General features: G+C 68.8%; 21 protein-coding genes. 6 read left to right on the top strand and 15 right to left on the bottom strand.

Annotated elements, in window-relative coordinates:
• Positions 1-85: 85 nt before the first annotated feature.
• Entirely contained in the window at positions 86-763 is a 678-nt protein-coding gene (locus tag OG205_RS23300; RefSeq protein ID WP_330270224.1) for a hypothetical protein, read from the top strand.
• On the opposite strand, the gene OG205_RS23305 is transcribed toward OG205_RS23300, so the two are convergent.
• Positions 750-1,124 carry an antibiotic biosynthesis monooxygenase family protein gene (locus OG205_RS23305; RefSeq protein ID WP_330270225.1) on the bottom strand — a complete coding sequence of 125 codons (375 nt, stop codon included), beginning with the start codon at positions 1,122-1,124 and terminating at the stop codon, positions 750-752. The two genes, OG205_RS23300 and OG205_RS23305, sit on opposite strands and share 14 nt — an antisense overlap.
• A gap of 17 nt (positions 1,125-1,141) precedes the next feature.
• Between OG205_RS23305 and OG205_RS23310 the strand changes: the two genes are divergently transcribed.
• From OG205_RS23310 to OG205_RS23320, 3 genes are read left to right on the top strand one after another with little or no spacing between them, the layout of a single operon-like run.
• Entirely contained in the window at positions 1,142-1,420 is a 279-nt protein-coding gene (locus tag OG205_RS23310) for a hypothetical protein (protein ID WP_330270226.1), read from the top strand.
• Between the two features lie 11 nt (positions 1,421-1,431).
• Positions 1,432-1,782 carry an ArsR/SmtB family transcription factor gene (locus tag OG205_RS23315; RefSeq protein ID WP_089950753.1) on the top strand — a complete coding sequence of 117 codons (351 nt, stop codon included), beginning with the start codon at positions 1,432-1,434 and terminating at the stop codon, positions 1,780-1,782.
• Positions 1,779-2,177, top strand: coding sequence for a Fur family transcriptional regulator (locus OG205_RS23320; protein WP_090100492.1), 399 nt, complete (start codon positions 1,779-1,781; stop codon positions 2,175-2,177). Before OG205_RS23315 ends, OG205_RS23320 begins: the two co-directional genes overlap by 4 nt.
• Before the next feature lie 583 nt (positions 2,178-2,760).
• Here the strand turns inward: OG205_RS23320 and OG205_RS23325 are convergent.
• From OG205_RS23325 to OG205_RS23375, 11 genes are read right to left on the bottom strand one after another with little or no spacing between them, the layout of a single operon-like run.
• Positions 2,761-3,462, bottom strand: a complete 702-nt coding sequence (locus OG205_RS23325; protein ID WP_330270227.1) for a TIGR03943 family putative permease subunit — start codon at positions 3,460-3,462, stop codon at positions 2,761-2,763.
• Positions 3,459-4,469, bottom strand: coding sequence for a permease (locus OG205_RS23330; protein WP_330270228.1), 1,011 nt, complete (start codon positions 4,467-4,469; stop codon positions 3,459-3,461). Before OG205_RS23330 ends, OG205_RS23325 begins: the two co-directional genes overlap by 4 nt.
• Positions 4,466-4,897: a hypothetical protein gene (locus OG205_RS23335; RefSeq protein WP_330270229.1), complete on the bottom strand. Its 432-nt coding sequence runs from the start codon at positions 4,895-4,897 to the stop codon at positions 4,466-4,468. Before OG205_RS23335 ends, OG205_RS23330 begins: the two co-directional genes overlap by 4 nt.
• 23 nt (positions 4,898-4,920) lie before the next feature.
• A complete protein-coding gene (locus tag OG205_RS23340; RefSeq protein WP_189159908.1) occupies positions 4,921-5,319 on the bottom strand; it encodes a YbjN domain-containing protein in 399 nt (132 codons plus the stop codon).
• Complete coding sequence (locus tag OG205_RS23345) at positions 5,316-6,140, bottom strand: isoprenyl transferase (RefSeq protein WP_330270230.1); 825 nt, start codon at positions 6,138-6,140, stop codon at positions 5,316-5,318. The genes OG205_RS23340 and OG205_RS23345 overlap by 4 nt, the downstream gene beginning before the upstream one ends.
• Before the next feature lie 47 nt (positions 6,141-6,187).
• Positions 6,188-6,940 (bottom strand): DNA repair protein RecO, encoded by a 753-nt coding sequence (recO, locus tag OG205_RS23350; protein ID WP_330270231.1) that lies wholly within the window; start codon positions 6,938-6,940, stop codon positions 6,188-6,190.
• The gene (gene era, locus OG205_RS23355) at positions 6,940-7,836 is read right to left on the bottom strand and encodes a GTPase Era (RefSeq protein ID WP_330270232.1); all 897 of its coding nucleotides are present in this window, start codon (positions 7,834-7,836) and stop codon (positions 6,940-6,942) included. Before era ends, recO begins: the two co-directional genes overlap by 1 nt.
• A gap of 53 nt (positions 7,837-7,889) precedes the next feature.
• Positions 7,890-8,222: a cytidine deaminase gene (locus OG205_RS23360; RefSeq protein WP_319978623.1), complete on the bottom strand. Its 333-nt coding sequence runs from the start codon at positions 8,220-8,222 to the stop codon at positions 7,890-7,892.
• Positions 8,215-9,501 (bottom strand): hemolysin family protein, encoded by a 1,287-nt coding sequence (locus OG205_RS23365; protein ID WP_330270233.1) that lies wholly within the window; start codon positions 9,499-9,501, stop codon positions 8,215-8,217. Before OG205_RS23365 ends, OG205_RS23360 begins: the two co-directional genes overlap by 8 nt.
• 4 nt (positions 9,502-9,505) lie before the next feature.
• Positions 9,506-10,051, bottom strand: coding sequence for an rRNA maturation RNase YbeY (ybeY, locus tag OG205_RS23370; RefSeq protein WP_030474423.1), 546 nt, complete (start codon positions 10,049-10,051; stop codon positions 9,506-9,508).
• A 5-nt stretch (positions 10,052-10,056) separates the two neighbouring features.
• The gene (locus tag OG205_RS23375) at positions 10,057-11,106 is read right to left on the bottom strand and encodes a PhoH family protein (protein WP_330270234.1); all 1,050 of its coding nucleotides are present in this window, start codon (positions 11,104-11,106) and stop codon (positions 10,057-10,059) included.
• A gap of 145 nt (positions 11,107-11,251) precedes the next feature.
• Between OG205_RS23375 and OG205_RS23380 the strand changes: the two genes are divergently transcribed.
• Both OG205_RS23380 and OG205_RS23385 read left to right on the top strand, forming a co-directional pair.
• A complete protein-coding gene (locus tag OG205_RS23380) occupies positions 11,252-11,998 on the top strand; it encodes a GNAT family N-acetyltransferase (RefSeq protein WP_330270235.1) in 747 nt (248 codons plus the stop codon).
• Positions 11,999-12,009: 11 nt separating this feature from the next.
• On the top strand, positions 12,010-12,792 hold the full coding sequence (locus tag OG205_RS23385; protein WP_330270236.1) for a GNAT family N-acetyltransferase: 783 nt from the start codon (positions 12,010-12,012) through the stop codon (positions 12,790-12,792).
• Here the strand turns inward: OG205_RS23385 and OG205_RS23390 are convergent.
• From OG205_RS23390 to OG205_RS23400, 3 genes are read right to left on the bottom strand one after another with little or no spacing between them, the layout of a single operon-like run.
• A complete protein-coding gene (locus OG205_RS23390; protein WP_330270237.1) occupies positions 12,789-13,106 on the bottom strand; it encodes a histidine triad nucleotide-binding protein in 318 nt (105 codons plus the stop codon). The two genes, OG205_RS23385 and OG205_RS23390, sit on opposite strands and share 4 nt — an antisense overlap.
• Before the next feature lie 8 nt (positions 13,107-13,114).
• Positions 13,115-13,705, bottom strand: coding sequence for a TetR/AcrR family transcriptional regulator (locus tag OG205_RS23395; protein ID WP_330270238.1), 591 nt, complete (start codon positions 13,703-13,705; stop codon positions 13,115-13,117).
• A 9-nt stretch (positions 13,706-13,714) separates the two neighbouring features.
• The gene (locus OG205_RS23400; protein ID WP_330270239.1) at positions 13,715-14,371 is read right to left on the bottom strand and encodes an alpha/beta hydrolase family protein; all 657 of its coding nucleotides are present in this window, start codon (positions 14,369-14,371) and stop codon (positions 13,715-13,717) included.
• Positions 14,372-14,809: the final 438 nt, after the last annotated feature.

Genomic DNA, 14,809 nt, shown 5'->3' on the forward strand with positions numbered 1-14,809 from the left:
CCATCGGGCGAATGAGAATCGGGGGCTCAAGCCTAGCCCGTCACGTCACGCCCCGAACGGGCGACCGGAGCCTTACCCTGCACGGATGGAAGACCGGCTGCGAGAGCTGTGGGACTTCGCCGACCTGGGCGGCACCGAGGCGCGGCTCCGTGCGGCGCTGAACGACGAGGCGTCCGACGACGGGCGCGCGGAGGTGCTGACCCAACTCGCCCGCGTCGAGGGTCTGCGCGACAACTTCGCCGCAGGTCACGCGTTGATCGACGAGGCGGAGACGCTCGTGTCCCCCGACTCGACGGGCCGCGTGCGCGCGTTGCTGGAACGCGGCAGGCTGCACCGTTCCGGCGGTGATCCGGAGGCCGCGCAACCGTTGTTCGTGGCGGCGTTCGTCCTCGCGAAGAAGCGCGGCGACCTGTGGTTCGCCGCGGACGCCGCGCACATGGTGGCCCTGGTCGACGACCCGGAGAAGTGGACGCAGGTCGGGCTCGACGTGATCGCGGAGCACCCGAACCTGACGCACTGGCTCGGGCCGCTCCACAACAACCTCGGCTGGTACTACTTCGAGCACGAGCGCTACGAGGACGCACTGACGGCGTTCGACCAGACCCCCGCTCCGTACGCGGCGTACGGCAAGGCCAAGACGCTGCACATCCTCGGCCGCACCGCCGAAGCCGCGCAGGCCGCGCGCAGGGCGTTGGAGCTGCTGCCGGACGGATCGGACGAGGAGTTCCTCGCGGAGATGACGAAGATCGCTAGCGAGGAGTAGCCGGACCCGCAGCCTCGCCGAGCCGCACCGTGAACGCGTCCTCGGCGAGCACGCTCGTGTGCGTCTCGACCTCACCGGCCGCACTGGTCAGCTTCGGCTCGTACATGGCGGGCTCGTCGGTCAGGGCCTCGGACAGCAGCGGGATGACGTGTTCGCGCACGGGGAACGGCGACATCGCGCGCCGGTAGGCCACCACGGACTCGAACTCGACGGTCAGCACCCAGCGGTCGTCCTCGTCGGTCGACCGCGCCAGCGTGCCCCCGCGGCACCCCGGCTGAGCCGTCAGCAGCTTCAACGCCTGCTCGACGCGCGAGGTGAACGACTCGGGATCGGATACGCGGAAGCGGCACACCAGCAGCACGGTGCAAGGATGGCACGGTGACCTCCAAGCGCCCTCTCCTGCCCGGCGACGGCCCACTCGCGCGCGTCCGCCCCGTCGTGGCGTTCGTGCTCGTGCTCGGTCTGTTCATCACCGGCGTGTTGGTGGGCGGCACCCTCGGCGCGGTGCTGCTCGGTGTGCTGATCGTGGGCGCCGGCGTGTTGCTGGCAGCCACCTGGAAGGTTCTTTCCCCAGCTCACCGCACATTGCGCGTGGTGGTCCTGCTCGTACTGCTCATCATCACCGTAGAATTGGTTGTGAAAATCCCTACCAGGTGAGGTGCGCCGCCATGACCGTCCAGCTGCACGGCGAGCACTCCCCCGAACGCGCGGCCCCCGCGCCCGCGCCACCCCGTTCCGCGCACACCCTCGCCGAGGCCGGCGACCTGCTGCGCGCGCTGGCCGCCCCGGTCCGCATCGCCATCGTGCTGCAACTGCGGGAACACGACCGCTGCGTGCACGAACTGGTCGAGGCACTGGGAGTCGCCCAGCCGCTGATCAGCCAGCACCTGCGCGTGCTGAAGTCGGCGGGCGTGGTGCACGGCGAAAGACACGGCCGCGAGGTCGTGTACCGACTGGTAGACGAACACCTGGCGCACATCGTGGTGGACGCTGTGACGCACGTCGAGGAGAAGTTGTGACCGGACTGAGGTCCACCAAGCAGCGCACCGCGGTGTCGAACCTGCTCGACCAGCTCGACGACTTCCGCAGCGCCCAGGAACTGCACGAGGAACTGCGCCGCCGCGGCGAGGGCATCGGCCTGACCACGGTCTACCGCACACTCCAGTCCCTCGCGGACGCCGGCCAGGTCGACGTCCTGCGCACCGACTCCGGCGAGGCGATCTACCGTCGTTGCTCGGCGCACCACCACCATCACCTCGTGTGCCGCCACTGCGGCCGCACGGTCGAGGTGGAGGGTCCCGCCGTCGAGAAGTGGGCGGACCGGGTGGCGGCCGAGAACGGCTTCTCCGAGGTCAGCCACACCGTCGAGATCTTCGGCACGTGCGCGGAGTGCACGGCCAAGGGCCTCAAGTAGGACTCTGACGCGGGAGCGGCGCGGCGGTCACGGCAGCAGCGCGGTGACACGGGCTCGCAAGGCGACGGCCCGCACGCCAGCGCAACCACCCCGCTGGAACCGGCGCCAGCCACCGCACCCCGCCCCGCGCGGTGCCACCAGGCGCGGCCCCCACAAAAGCAACCACGTACGAAGCCTGGCGTGGCGATGCGGAGCGAGCCGTCTGAACCTAGGCCGCCGGGTAAGCGGTGCACCCCGCTCATGGCGATTGGGGCTTTACCTTGAGGGGGCGGGATGCTCCCCTCTCGGGCACGGCCGGGCGCTTTTCAGCCCGGCCTTTTCCGGCCGTCAAGCATCCCGCCAGAGGCTCAAGGTCAAGCCCCAATCGCAACCCCGCACTTCGTCACGACCCGCAGGACCACCCTCGCAAGGCGACCGAACGTCAGGAACGCGACCAACCCCGCTGGAACACAACGGCCCGCACACAAGCCAACCCGCACCTTTGCAACAGGTCTTTGGACTTCGTCCGCAAAAGACTCGTTGCAAAGGCCGGGCAGGCAGGGATCGCCGCAACTGATATATCGGTGACGAGCGGGCTGTAGGCCTAGGACTCGTACGGCTCGACCGGCTCGGCCACGGCCGTGAACGACTCCACGGTGAAGGTCGGCACCCACGAGTTCTTCTCGGAGGCCGACTTCGGCACGACCTGCCCGGTCACCTCGACCCACTGCTCGTCCGGCAGCGCGGGCACGTCCCCGGTCACCCGCACCTTCAACGGGCGGGCGTCGGCGGCGCAGCACGAGATCGCGAGCCGCGCGACGTAGGTGTCGCCGTCCGCGCGCAGCAGGAACCCGGTCAGCTTCACCCGGCGGCCGTCCAGGGTGCCGGACTCGTCCCACGCCGTGCGCGTGACGAACTCCGTCATGGACAACGGGATCACGTCGCCGGACGGCAGCTCGCCGAGCAGGTTGCGGGAGCGCTGCGTCTGGTTCGTGTCGGCGGCCGAGTTGACGACGTCGCCGCCCAGCGCCGGGGGCGAGATCAGGAACACCGCCAGCACCGGCAGCAGCATCAGCCACGTCGAGCGGGACGAGTGCGAGTGCTCGTGGCCGTCGTCGGCGGCCTTGCCGCGGCGGATGTCCCGGATGATCGCGAACAGCGCGAGGCCGATCATGATCACGCCGGCCGCGATGAGCAGCGGCAGCAGGCTCTTCTGCACGTACCTGAGGTAGAGCCCGGAGAAGCTGATCTTCAGCAGCGCGCCGCCGAGCAGAACCAGCAGGATGTTCTGGGTTTCCCGCCTCACAGCAGCACCACTCCTGTCACGACGGCGCACAAGACCGCCACCACGAACGTGGCGGGTGCGAAGCGGAACGCGAAGGACTTGCCGAACGCACCTGCCTGCAGCGCGATCAGCTTCACGTCGACGGCCGGGCCGACGACGAGGAACACCAGGCGCGGCAGCAGCGGCAGCGCGGAGAACGCGACGGCCACGAACGCGTCGGCCTCCGAGCACAGCGCCAGGATGACGGCCAGGAAGGCCATCACGATCACGCCGAGCACGATCTGGCCGCCCAGCGTCTGCATCCACGCGACCGGCACGAACGTCTTGAACGTGGCCGCGAACAGCCCGCCCAGCACCAGGAACCCGCCGGCGTCCACGAGGTCGTGCCGCGCGCTCTCGGCGAAGACGGACCACTTGTTCTGCCCCGAGTGGTCTCCCAGCCGCGCCAGCGCGCGTTCGGCGATCCACTCCATCTTGCCGAAGCGCACCCACAGCCAGCCCATGACCATCGCGGTCAGCAGCGAGCCGACGAACCGCGCCACGACCATCATCGGGGTGTCGTTGAACGCCACGGCGGTCGACACCAGCACGATCGGGTTCACCGCGGGCGCTGCCAGCAGGAACGTCAGCGCCACGGCCGGGGCTACCCCCTGCTGCATGAGCCTCTTCGCCACCGGCACCGAGGCGCACTCACACCCCGGCAGGGCGATGCCCGCGACACCGGCCACGGGCACGGCCAGCGCCGTCTTCGAGGGCAGCAGCTTCCGCAGCGCCGAGGCCGGTACGAACGCCGCGATGGCGCCCGAGATCAGCACGCCCAGCACGAGGAACGGCATCGCCTGCACGCAGATCGCCACGAACACCGTCGAGGCCGTGCGCAGCTTCGGCACGTCGAGCAGGTCGACGAGCCTGGACTGGAAGAGCAGTGCGAGAACAAGGATCCCGCACAGCACCTCCAACGACGTGATCTTCAGCCGAGGCGGGCCTGAGCGCCGCTTCGACGAGCGGATCTCGCCGGTGATCGTCATTCCGCGTCCGCGTCCAGGTCCAGCAGGCGGCGGTACTGGCGCGCCATGCCCTCGCGGATCTCCTCGGGCGAGGGCGGCTCGTCGAACTCCGCCTCCTCCTCTTCGAGGTCGTCGTCGTCGAAGTCGACGGGAGTGCCGTTGACGGTCTCCTCGGCGTCGGCCTCTTCTTCGAGGGCGGCTTCGCGGAGTTCGTCGATCGTGGCGGAAACGTCCTCCGCCGACAGCGCGGGCAGCATCGGCTTCACGATGGCCAGCACGCCGCCTTCGGCGTCGTCGAGCGCCACCGCCTCGGCCAGCGCGACGGCGTGGTCACGCTCGTACGGGCCGCAGATGAACGAGTCCCAGTCGTCGCCGCCCGAGGGCTCGAACGTGACGGTCCACGGGAACTCGTTGACGTCCGAGTCCTCTTCCGGCTCGTAAATGATCACGCCACCCATGGAAGGGTCCTTTCTCAAGAAAAGCGGGAGAGGAGCTCGCCGCGCACCTGCGACGCGGTCGAGACGACCAACATGAGGAGCGTGCTGAGCGGTTCCGGCTTGAGGCCGTCCGCCGGGAACGCGTAGCGCAACATCACGTCCGTGCCGCGTTCGGAATGAATCACGCCGAGCGTTCCGAACAGGCCTTGACCAGCGCGTTCAGCGACCCACCCTGCCGCCTCGGCCGGCAGGTCCCACGCGACGACGACCGTCAGCGAGAGAACAGTCAGCCCTTCGGCAAGTTCCATGCCCTGCACCGCGCACGGCACGTCGCCGTGGCGGAAGCTCAGCGCGCCGTCATCGTCCACGGAGACGTCGTGGAACAGCTCCAACGCCTTGCGTGCGGCCTCCAGGGCCTCACCACTCGCGTTCACGACGACGCCACCTCCTCACCGGGCTTGTCGACGGCACCGCCGAAGCGACGGTCGCGGTCCGCGAACTTCTCGCAGGCGCGCCACAGGTCGCGGCGGTCGAAATCGGGCCAGAGAATGTCCTGGTAGACCATCTCGGCGTACGCGGACTGCCACAGCAGGAAGTTCGAGATCCGCTGCTCACCGGACGGCCTGATGAACAGGTCGACGTCCGGCATCTCCGGCTTGTACATGTACTTCGCGAGGGTGCGCTCGTCGACCTTGTCCGGGTTGATCTTCCCGGCGGCGACCAGGCGTGCGACCTCGCGGGCGGCGTCGCCGATCTCCGCGCGGCCGCCGTAGTTCACGCACATCACGAGGTTCAGCACGGTGTTCTCGGCCGTGCGGACCTCGGCCTCCTGCAGCTGCTTGATGACGCTGCCCCACAGGCGCGGCGAGCGGCCGGCCCAGTGGATGCGGACACCCATCTCGTCCAGCTCGTCGGTGCGGCGGGCGATCACGTCGCGGTTGAAGTTCATCAGGAAGCGGACCTCTTCGGGGCTGCGCTTCCAGTTCTCGGTGGAGAAGGCGTACAGCGAAAGCCACTTCACGCCCAGCTCGATGGAGCCCTTCGCGACGTCGAGCACGACCTGCTCACCGCGCTTGTGGCCCTCCACCCGCGACAGTCCGCGCTGGTTCGCCCAACGGCCGTTGCCGTCCATCACGATCGCGATGTGCTTGGGCACCAGATCGGCCGGGATGTCCGGAGGCGTCGCACCGGACTCGTGCGGCTCCGGCGGGCGCGGAACGCGCTTCTCACGCTCAGAGCGGCGGCGACGCAGCATGGGACCAGATACCTTTCGAGCGAAAACCGTTGTCGGTAGCAGCCACATTAGCCGTCCGCCGGCTGCGCCTTTCGCTCGACCAGAGGCAACGACCGCAGCTGCCGTTCGAGGTGCCACTGCAGGTGCGCCGCGACCAGGCCACTCGCGTCGCGGCGGGCGATGTGCGGGATCTCGTCGACCACGGTCCACTGGCCGTGCAGCAGCGCCGAGAGCAACGCCAGCGTGTCCGGGGAGGGCGACGAGGAGCCGGCCGGACGGCAGGTCGGACAGCACGAGCCACCGGCCTGGACGCTGAACGCCCGGTGCGGACCGGGATTGCCGCACTTCGCGCACTCGTTCACCGCGGGCGCCCATCCCGCGAACGCCATCGCGCGCATGAGGAACGCGTCCAGCAGCAGCGACGGGTCACGCTCCCCGTTCGACAACGCCCTCAACGCCCCGGCCACGAGCATGTAGAGCCGCAAGACCGGTTCGCCCTCTTCGGCCGTGAGGCGATCAGCGGTCTCGAGGATCGCGCACGCGGCCGTGTAGCGCTGGTAGTCCGTGACGATGCCGACGCCGAACGCGTCCAGCGTCTGCACCTGCGTGATGATGTCGAGCGACCGGCCGGGGTGGAACTGCACGTCGACGTGGCAGAACGGCTCCAGCCGCGCGCCGAACTTCGACGACGTGCGGCGCACGCCCTTGGCCACGGCGCGGAGCTTGCCGTGCTTCTGGGTCAGGAACGTGATGATCCGGTCCGCTTCACCGAGCTTCTGCACGCGCAGCACGATCCCGGTGTCGCCGTACAGATGTGCCATCAGAACCCCAGGCGGCGCAACTGCTTCGGGTCCCGCTGCCAGTCCTTGGCGATCTTGATGTGCAGGTTCAGGTAGACACGACTGCCCAGCAGCCGCTCGATCTGCTTGCGGGCCTCCATGCCGACCTGCTTGAGCCGCTCACCCCGGTGACCCAGGATGATCGCCTTCTGCGACGACCGCTCCACGAACACGAACGCGTGGATGTCGATCAGGTCGTTGCGACCCTCGCGCGGCGCCATCTCCTCCACCACGACGGCGATGGAGTGCGGCAGCTCGTCGCGCACACCCTCCAGCGCGGCCTCGCGGATGAGCTCGGCGACGAGGGTCTGCTCGGGCTCGTCGGTCAGGTCGCCGTCCGGGAACAGCTGAGGGCCCTCCGGCAGCTTCTTCAGCAGCAGGTCGCTCAGCGTGTCGACCTGGAAGCCGTCCACCGCGGACACCGGGATGATCTCGGCGAACTCCATGATCTTCTGCAGCGCGAGCAGCTGCTCCATCACCTGCTGCTGCGACACCAGGTCCGTCTTGGTGACGATGCCCAGCACGGGCGTGCGCTTGGCGACCTTCTCCAGCTCGGCGGCGATGAACTTGTCACCGGGGCCGACCTTCTGGTCCGCGGGCACGCAGAAGCCGACGACGTCGACCTCCGACCACGTCTCGCGCACCAGGTCGTTGAGCCGCTGGCCCAGCAACGTGCGCGGCCGGTGCAGACCGGGGGTGTCGACCAGCACGAGCTGGCCGTCCTCGCGGTGCACGATGCCGCGGATCGTGTGGCGGGTGGTCTGCGGCTTGCTGGACGTGATGGCGACCTTCGTGCCCACCAGCGCGTTCGTCAGCGTCGACTTCCCTGCGTTCGGGCGGCCGACGAAGCACGCGAACCCGGAGCGGTAACCATCCATCCGTCCATTGTCCCTCTTGCTGGTTATGGCCGTTCGCGGGGCCTTCCGGCCACCTAGAACTGGTCGCGCACCTCACCGGAAACGCTCGCGAGGAGCACCGGCCCTGACTGCGTGAGATCGCGCACCGCCGCCAGCGACGCCTCGTCCACCTGGGACGCCTCGGTGACGACCGCCGCCGCCTCCAGTCCCTGCGCGCCACTCGACACGGCCGCCGAGACGGCCGCCTGCAGCGCGGTGAGCTTCAGCGACGGCAACGAGACCGTGGAGGCGTTGTAGGTGCGGCCGTCGAGGTCCCGCACCGCCGCGCCTTCCGCGGCGCCGTTGCGTGCGCGGACTGACCGCGCGAGCGTCACGAGCTTGGCGTTCTCCGGATCTACGTCAGTCATCTTCGTTCTCCTTCTGCGCGGGGCGTACGAGCACCGTCGTGACCCGGATGCGGCCGCGTTCGTCCTTGCCGCCCTCGGCCCGCATGCGCAGGCCGGCGATCTCCGCCTCGGTACCGGGCAGCGGCACGCGCCCGAGCCGTTGCGCGAGCAGGCCGCCCACGGTCTCGACCTCGTGGTCGTCGAGGTCGGTGCCGAACAACGCGTCCAGGTCGTCCACCGGCAGGCGCGCGCTGACCCGCACCGCGCCGTCCTCCAGGTGCTCGATCGGCGGGCGGTCCTCGGTGTCGGACTCGTCGGTGATCTCGCCGACGATCTCCTCGAGGATGTCCTCGATGGTCAGCAGGCCGGCGGTGCCGCCGTACTCGTCCACGACGATCGCCATGTGCCTGCGCGACACCTGCATCTCGCGCAGCAGGTCAGCAATGGGCTTCGAGTCCGGGATGAAGCTCATCGGGCGCATCAGCTCGGAGACGCACTTCGGGTCCTCGCCCTCGGCGAGCGTGGCCCGCATCATGTCCTTGAGGTTCACCACGCCGAGCACGTCGTCGACGCTCTCGCCGATCACCGGGACGCGGGTGTAGCCGGTGCGCAACGACAGCGCGAGCGCCTGCCGCAGCGACTTGGACTGCTCGATCCACACGATCTCGGTGCGCGGCACCATGATCTCGCGCGTGATGGTGTCGCCCAGCTCGAACACCGAGTGGATCATCTCGCGCTCGCCCTCGTCCACGACGCCGCGTTCCTGCGCCATGTCGACCAGCTCGCGCAGCTCGACCTCGGAGCTGAACGGACCCTCGCGGAAGCCCTTGCCGGGCGTGATGGCGTTACCGATGAGGATCAGCAACTTGGACAACGGCCCGAGCACGCGCCCGAGCTGCCGGACGGTGCCGGCCGCGAGCAGGCTCACGGCGTACGGGTGCTGACGGCCGAGGGTGCGCGGCCCGACGCCGACGAGCACGTACGACACGATGAGCATGCTCAGGCAGGCGTACAGGACAGCGAGGCCGTCCTGTTCCACGAAGTCGAGGAACACCGTCGTGGTCAGCACGGCCGCCGACATCTCGCAGGCCAGGCGCAGCAGCAACAACAGGTTGACGTGCCGTGGCCGGTCGTTGAGGACGTGCAGCAACTGCCCGGTGCCCCAGCGACCCTGCCGTTGCAGGGCCTCCACTCGTGCGCGTGACACGGTGCCGAGAGCGGCATCCACACACGCGAACAGTCCGGCGGCGAGCACGAGCAGAACGGCCAGCACGATCACACTGGCAGGGTTCGCGGTCATCGCGTCAGGCTTCTTCGTTCTTCTCGTCCAGGCCGACCGCGCCGAGCACCTTGTCGTCGGTGCTGCGCTGGTGAGCGGCCCGCTCTGCCTCGTCCCGCGCGGTGCGGAAGTCACCGAGGATGCGGTTCTGCAACGTGAACATCTCACGTTCCTCCGCGGGCTCGGCGTGGTCGTAGCCGAGCAGGTGCAGCACGCCGTGCACGGTCAGCAGGTGCAGCTCGTCCAGCAGGCCGTGGCCCGCCTTCTTGGCCTGGTCCTTGGCGAACGCGGGGCACAGCACGATGTCCCCGAGCAGCGCCGGGCCGAGGCCCGCCGCGTCGGGACGGCGCGCGGAGTCCAGCTCGTCCATGGGGAAGGCCATGACGTCCGTCGGACCCGGCAGGTCCATCCAGCGCTCGTGCAGGTCGGCCATCACGTCCAGCTCCACGAGCAGCACGGACAACTCGGCCAGCGGGCTCACGCCCATGCGGTCCAGCGCGAAGCGGGCGGCGGAGACGATGGACCCTTCGTCGACTCCGACACCCGACTCGTTGGCGATCTCGATGCTCACGGCGCCTATCGTCCTCGCCGCTGGTTCCCCCGGCGCGCACCGGGTCCGTGGTGCTGCCCGTTCTGGTCGACGAGGTCCTGCTGGACCTGCCACTTGTCGTACGCGTCCACGATGTCGCCGACCAGGCGGTGGCGCACCACGTCCTGGCTGGTCAACGTCGAGAAGTGCACGTCGTCGACGCCTTCGAGGATGTCCTTGACGACCCGCAGACCGCTGCGCTGGCCACCGGGGAGGTCGACCTGGGTGATGTCACCCGTGACGACCACCTTCGAGCCGAAGCCGAGGCGGGTGAGGAACATCTTCATCTGCTCGGGCGTCGTGTTCTGCGCCTCGTCCAGGATGATGAACGCGTCGTTCAGGGACCGGCCGCGCATGAACGCGAGCGGTGCGACCTCGATCGTGCCTGCCTGCGTGAGGCGCGGGATCGACTCCGGGTCGACCATGTCGTGCAGCGCGTCGTAGAGCGGGCGCAGGTACGGGTCGATCTTCTCGTAGAGCGTGCCGGGCAGGTAGCCCAGGCGCTCGCCGGCCTCGACGGCCGGGCGGGTGAGGATGATCCGGTTGACCTGCTTGGCCTGCAACGCCTGCACGGCCTTGGCCATGGCGAGGTAGGTCTTGCCGGTGCCGGCGGGGCCGATGCCGAACACGATCGTGTTCTTGTCGATCGCGTCGACGTAGTGCTTCTGGTTCAGCGTCTTCGGCCTGATCGTGCGGCCGCGGCGGCTCACGATGTCGAGGCTCAGCACCTCGGCGGGCGACTCGGCCTCGTTCGCGCTGAGCATCGCGACGATGCGGCGGACGGCGTTCTTGTCGATCGCCTGTCCGCGGCCCGCGAGGGTGATCAGCTCGGAGAAGACGCGCTCGGCGAAGGCCACGTCGGCGGGGTCGCCGGACAAGGTGATCTCGTTCCCGCGCACGTGCACGTCGGCGTCGAGCAGTTCCTCCGCGAGCCGGAGGTTCTCGTCGCGCGACCCGAGCAGCGTGAGCACCGCACCTTCCGGCACGGCGAACCGGGACTGACCTTCCTTGTTGCTCTGCTGTGTTTCGTCGGCCACGTGGCCCCGGCCTGCTTCCTGTCGCTCGGATCTGGTGCCGTCGATGCTAGTCCGGCCGAAAATGGGTGGCTAGCGCATTGCTCACGGTGTGTGCTCAGGAGCTGTGGAGATCCGCAGGCTTGGTGTCGACGACATACCCGAGTGCATGAAGCTGATCACGGACCGGGGTTGGAGCTGGACGCCCGCGCAGTGGGAGATGTTGCTGTCGCTCGGTCCGGGCTTCGGCGCCTTCGACGAGACGGGGTTGCTCGGCACGACCGTGGTCACGCCGTATCCCGAGATGCAGGCGATCAGCGGCGTGCTGGTCGGCTCGTGGGCCGGGCGCAGGGGCATCGCGGGCGCACTGATGTCCGATGTATTGGATACGGGACCTTCGGTGTTGTACGCGACGGCGATGGGTGAACCGCTGTACCGGCGGCTCGGCTTTCACTCGGTCGGGCAAGCCTCGGCACACCACGGCGAACTCGATGGCGCGGCGACCGGAGTGACGCGGCGGGCGACGCACGCCGATCTGCCCGCGGTGGTGGCGCTGGACCAGGCGGCGAGCGGGTTCACGCGGGAAGCGTTCTGGGCGCACGTGTTCGGTCCGTCGTCGGTGTACACGCCCCACATCGCGGAGGACGGCTTCGTCTGCACGCGGCGCACGGGTGAGACGCTGGTCATCGGGCCGTTGGTGGCACCGAACGCGGCGGCGGCGTGCGAGATCATCGTTGACGTGGTCGCCGGCGCCGGGCCCTCCCGCGTCGACGTCAGCGACCCGGACGTGGCGGCGTTCCTGCTGGGCAAGGGTTACGAGGTGCGCGGGAGCTGCACCCTGATGGTGCACGGCGTGGACGATGTCGGCGGCGATCGTGCGCGTTATTTCGCGCCCGCGTCGCTCGCGCTGGGATGACTGGGGAATCTGTGGAACTGCGACGACTCGACCTGGACGACCTCCCCGCGTGCTCCGACCTGGCCGAGAGCCGGTCGTGGTCGCGCGATGAGACCAAGTGGGAGTTCCTGCTCACGCACGGCGAGGGCTGGGGCCTGTTCGACGAGCACGGCCTCGTCGGCACGACGATCGTGACGCGTTATCCGGAACTGGCGTCGGTCAGCATGGTGCTGGTGGCCGAACGCGCCGCACGCCAGGGCCACGCCCGCCGACTGGTGTCCCATGTATTGGATACGGGCGTCTCGACGTTGTTCGCGACGCCGATGGGTCGCTCGCTCTACGAACAGCTCGGCTTCCACGCCGTGGGTTTCACCGACATCCACACAGGCCAGTTCACGGGCCCGGCAGCCGATATATCGCATATCGCCACGCACGCCGACCTCGACGACCTCGTCGCACTCGACATCAAGGTCACCGGTCTCACGCGGCCGTTCCTGTGGGAGTCGTTGCTCACCAGGGGATCCGTCAGGGTCTCCGACCACGGCATCGCCGGGTCGTGGCGCGTGCGCGACGACCTCCTCCTGATCGGCCCGGTCATCGCGGACTCCCCGACCGACGCGTGCGCGCTCATCGCCGACTCGGCCGTCGGCAACGGCCGTGTGCGAGTGGACGTGCACGACCCAGAAGTGATCGCGTACGTCCGGAAACACGGCATGGAGTCGTGGGGTGAGGCCGTCTGGATGGTCCGGGGCGCCGAAACCCTGCCCGGCGACCGCACCCGCTACCACGCACCGCTGCTGCAGGCCCTCGGTTAGAGACGCTTGCCGCCCAGCAGGTGCAGGTGGGCGTGGAAGACCTCCTGCCCGCTGTCCGGCCCGGTGTTGAACAGCAGCCGGTATCCCGATTCGGCCACCCCCTCGGCGTCGGCGACCTCTCGCGCCGCGGCGAAGAGGTCGCCGAGCTGGTCGCCGTTCAGGTCGACGGCGTTCGGCACGTGCTCGCGCGGAATCAGCAGCACGTGCACGGGCGCCTTGGGCTGGATGTCGCGGAACGCCAGCGTCGTCTTGGTCTCGTGCACGATCGTCGCGGGAATCTCACCGGCGACGATCCGGCAGAACAAACAGGACATGCCCCAAGCTAAACGAACAGCCGGTCCAGCTGCTCGTCGACGGCCTCGATCATGTCGTCGACCGTGAGCTCGTCGGGCCCGAGCCCGTGGTGGATGTTGAGCCCGTCGATCAGCACGATGAACCGCCGTGCGGCCTTCATCGGCACGACGCCGTCCCGCAGCTCACCGGCTTCCTGTGAGGCAACGAGAACGCGCGCGATCTCGGCGTACAACCCGCGCGTGCCGACACGTTCCAGCTCGTGCAACGACGGCTCCACCATCGCCCGCGGCAGGAACGACAACAGCACCGCCGCCTCGACCCGCCGATCGTCGTCCATCGCCAGCATCTCGTGAGCGAAGGACCGCAGCACCTCCCTGTTCCCGGCCGAGGTGTCGATCTTCTCCAGCCGCGCGATGAACCGCCGGTACGCGAGTTCCATCGCGAACCCCAGCAAGGCGTCCTGCGTCGGGAAGTAGTGCCGCAGCGACCCGCTCGACCACCCGGACTCGGCCGCGACGGCGCGCACGGAAGCGTGGTCTATCCCGTCCCGCTGCACGATGCGCCACACGGCCTCGGCGAGTTCGCGGCGGCGTTCCTCATGGTCGACAACCTTCGGCACCGGCCCTTTCTAGCAGCCGCCCGCAAGGCGCCCGACAGCCGCGCGGCACCTCTCCCACGACTCGGTGCCCGGCGTGATCACGTCCATGTGCCCGGCCCCTTCCACCACAACGAGTTCGGCCTGTGGCTCCACCGCGCAGAACCCGATGGACTGCTCGACCGGGACGTCCTCGTCCTGGTCACCGTGCACGCACACCACCGGCTTGCCGATGGGAACCAGCGCGGCCGGCGAGGCCTCCGCGAACTGCTCCTCGGTGCACAGCTCCAGCGCCCGCGGCGTGATGTGCCGCGTGAAGTCCAGCACCGCGGCCTGAGCCACCGCTCCGACCACTCGCGCGCTGTGCTTGGCCGCCCACACAGCGAGGTGCCCTCCAGCACTGTGCCCGAGCGCGACGACAGGCCCGATGTCGACAGCGTCAATGGCCGCGAGCACGTCCTCACCGGTCCGCGGCCACCCACCACCACCGCCAACTCGCCGGTACTCGATGTTCCAGACAGCGAATCCGTCGGCGACAAGCACGTCCGCAAGGGGCCGACCAAGTTCCAAGCCATACCGCTGATGCCAAAAACCACCGTGAATGACGACAACAGCACCCTGAGCAACACCATCAGGAAGGTAAAGCTCGCCAAACTGACTGGGATGGTCACCGTAAGCAATTCGCTGCACACGCAGAACTTACGTCAACGCCAATAAATAACAAGGAAGACACAACAACGGCCAGCAACCGCCGCCCATAGGCAAGTTAAGCGGGCCGCGCCTCATGCACCTGATGGGCCACCCGATGCCGAAGGCGAGGTGGCCGGGGGTCCGGGGGCTTGCCCCCGGCGTGGGGTTTGGGGGCTCGGCCCCCAAAGGACACCCTTTTGGTGCAGGCGGCGAAGGCGCGCCAGCGCCGAGCAGCCAGCACCAAAACCAAAAGGGGCGCCTCGCGGTCCGAAGCCTGGGGGTCGCTTCGCCGCGAGGCGCCGACGCCGGACCGAGGGGGGAGGTGTCCGGCGAGTCTTTTGGTCAGAAGGTCTAATCGTCTACTCCGTTTCCGGATAGACCAATCAGCCCCTCTGGAAACCAGGGTAACCCCATCGGCCTGGGATTCGCTACAACTTC

The organism is Lentzea sp. NBC_00516 (assembly GCF_036346835.1).
In the GTDB taxonomy this organism is placed as follows: Bacteria; Actinomycetota; Actinomycetes; order Mycobacteriales; family Pseudonocardiaceae; genus Lentzea; species Lentzea sokolovensis.

Bases quoted from the DNA above. Each gene is read 5' to 3' on its own strand.
- OG205_RS23300 (WP_330270224.1), top strand. From the start codon at position 86: ATGGAAGACCGGCTGCGAGAGCTGTGGGACTTCGCCGACCTGGGCGGC.
- OG205_RS23315 (WP_089950753.1), top strand. From the start codon at position 1,432: ATGACCGTCCAGCTGCACGGCGAGCACTCCCCCGAACGCGCGGCCCCC.
- OG205_RS23330 (WP_330270228.1), bottom strand. From the start codon at position 4,469: ATGACGATCACCGGCGAGATCCGCTCGTCGAAGCGGCGCTCAGGCCCG.
- OG205_RS23345 (WP_330270230.1), bottom strand. From the start codon at position 6,140: ATGCTGCGTCGCCGCCGCTCTGAGCGTGAGAAGCGCGTTCCGCGCCCG.
- recO (WP_330270231.1), bottom strand. From the start codon at position 6,940: ATGGCACATCTGTACGGCGACACCGGGATCGTGCTGCGCGTGCAGAAG.
- era (WP_330270232.1), bottom strand. From the start codon at position 7,836: ATGGATGGTTACCGCTCCGGGTTCGCGTGCTTCGTCGGCCGCCCGAAC.
- OG205_RS23360 (WP_319978623.1), bottom strand. From the start codon at position 8,222: ATGACTGACGTAGATCCGGAGAACGCCAAGCTCGTGACGCTCGCGCGG.
- OG205_RS23365 (WP_330270233.1), bottom strand. From the start codon at position 9,501: ATGACCGCGAACCCTGCCAGTGTGATCGTGCTGGCCGTTCTGCTCGTG.
- OG205_RS23380 (WP_330270235.1), top strand. From the start codon at position 11,252: ATGAAGCTGATCACGGACCGGGGTTGGAGCTGGACGCCCGCGCAGTGG.
- OG205_RS23390 (WP_330270237.1), bottom strand. From the start codon at position 13,106: ATGTCCTGTTTGTTCTGCCGGATCGTCGCCGGTGAGATTCCCGCGACG.